The organism is Candidatus Saccharimonadia bacterium (assembly GCA_035544015.1).
Taxonomy (GTDB): domain Bacteria; phylum Patescibacteriota; class Saccharimonadia; order UBA4664; family UBA4664; genus UBA5169.
Genome location: DATKIP010000046.1, coordinates 1 through 2,084, shown reverse-complemented (window position 1 = coordinate 2,084; position 2,084 = coordinate 1). Strand labels below are relative to the sequence as shown.

Below are 2,084 nucleotides of genomic sequence, written 5' to 3'. Positions count from 1 at the left end.
GTTCACGGGGTCTTTCCGTCTAGTCGCGGGTAGCCAGCATCTTCACTGGCGCTACAGTTTCACCGGGTCTCTCGCGGAGACAGCGGCCAAGTCGTTACGCCATTCGTGCAGGTCGGAACTTACCCGACAAGGAATTTCGCTCAGCCTTGTTACGTTCTTGAAGGAACGGGTGAGTCGTTTCTGTTCCGCTCACCTCTGCATGTCGCCATGCAGCTCGGACCATCTCATTCTCCAGCGGGAAGCTGGAGATCCGGCGTATGGCCTCTGAGGATTTCGAACGCCGAAGATGCGCGCTCGATCTTTCCTGCTGATTGTCTGCACCGATCGGATTGTCACTCGAGCTTCGAGTACCGTCGGATACTCAGACGTCCCAGCATTTAGCCGGATGCACTCGCACTCATTACTGAGAGCGGGGGCTAGCGTTTGATCTAACCTTAGGACCGTTATAGTTACGGCCGCCGTTTACCGGGGCTTCGGTTCAAAGCTTCGAGGGTTACCCCCCTAACCCCTCTCCTTAACCTTCCGGCACCGGGCAGGCGTCAGACCCTATACGTCATCTTGCGATTTCGCAGAGCCCTGTGTTTTTGTTAAACAGTTGCCACCCCCTGGTCTGTGCCCCCACGGCATGCTTGCGCATGCAATGGGCCTCCTTATCCCGAAGTTACGGAGGTAAATTGCCGAGTTCCTTCAACATAGTTCTCTCAAGCGCCTTGGTATACTCTACCAGTCCACCTGTGTCGGTTTGGGGTACGGTCTAATGTGGAGGCTATTTCCTGGAACCTCTTCGAGGCCCGACCAATCCAATAAGGTCAGACAACATACGAGATTCGTCACCATCCACTGGCTGCAGAATATTCACTGCATTCCCATCGACTACGCCTTTCGGCCTCGCCTTAGGGACCGGCTAACCCTGCGAAGATTAACTTTACGCAGGAACCCTTGGACTTTCGGCGACACTGTCTTTCACAGTGTTTGTCGTTACTCATGCCAGCATTCGCACTTCTGATACCTCCAGGCGCTCTCACGAGTCGCCCTTCGCAGGCTTACAGAACGCTCCGCTACCGCGTAACCCTTGCGGATTACACCCTAAGCTTCGGCTCGTGGCTTGAGCCCCGTTACATCTTCGGCGCAGAAACCCTTATTTAGACCAGTGAGCTGTTACGCTTTCTTTAAAGGATGGCTGCTTCTAAGCCAACCTCCTGGTTGTTTTGGGATTTCCACATCCTTTCCCACTTAGCCACGAATTAGGGGCCTTAGCTGTAGGTCCGGGTTGTTTCCCTCTCCACGACGGACGTTAGCACCCGCCGTGTGACTCCCGCATATTGCTTTCGGGTATTCGGAGTTTGGTTGGGTTTGGTAAGACGGTAAGTCCCCCTAGCCCATCCAGTGCTCTACCCCCTGAGGCATTCATCCGAGGCGATACCTAAATATCTTTCGCGGAGAACCAGCTATTTCCCAGTTTGATTGGCCTTTCACCCCTAACCACAAGTCATCGGAGTCTTTTTCAACAGACACCCGTTCGGTCCTCCAGTGAGTGTTACCTCACCTTCAACCTGCTCATGGCTAGATCACTAGGTTTCGGGTCTAATACAACGAACTTGGCGCCCTATTCAGACTCGCTTTCGCTGCGCATACGCCTATCGGCTTAAGCTTGCTCGTTAAATTAAGTCGCTGGCCCATAATACAAAAGGTACGACGTCACCCAGAACGTATCTTGGGCTCCGTCTGTTTGTAGGTGTCCGGTTTCAGGTCTATTTCACTCCCCTCGTCGGGGTGCTTTTCACCTTTCCCTCACGGTACTGGTTCACTATCGGTCGCTGAGGAGTACTTAGGCTTGGAGGGTGGTCCCCCCGTGTTCAGACAGAATTACACGTGTTCCGCCTTACTCAAGGATACATCATCGCATTACCCGTACGGGGCTATCACCCTCTGAGGCCCTGCTTTCCTGACAGGTTCCGGTTGTCTTTGATGTATCACTGGCCTGGTCCGCGTTCGCTCGCCACTACTAACGGAGTCTCTGTTGATGTCCTTTCCTCCAGGTACTTAGATGTTTCAGTTCCCTGGGTTCGCTTAAAACCTCCTAT

General features: G+C 53.5%; 1 rRNA gene. It reads right to left on the bottom strand.

The annotated features are described in order from the left end of the window. Positions 1–2,084: ribosomal RNA gene (locus VMT30_02665) — 23S ribosomal RNA — on the bottom strand; the annotation flags it as partial.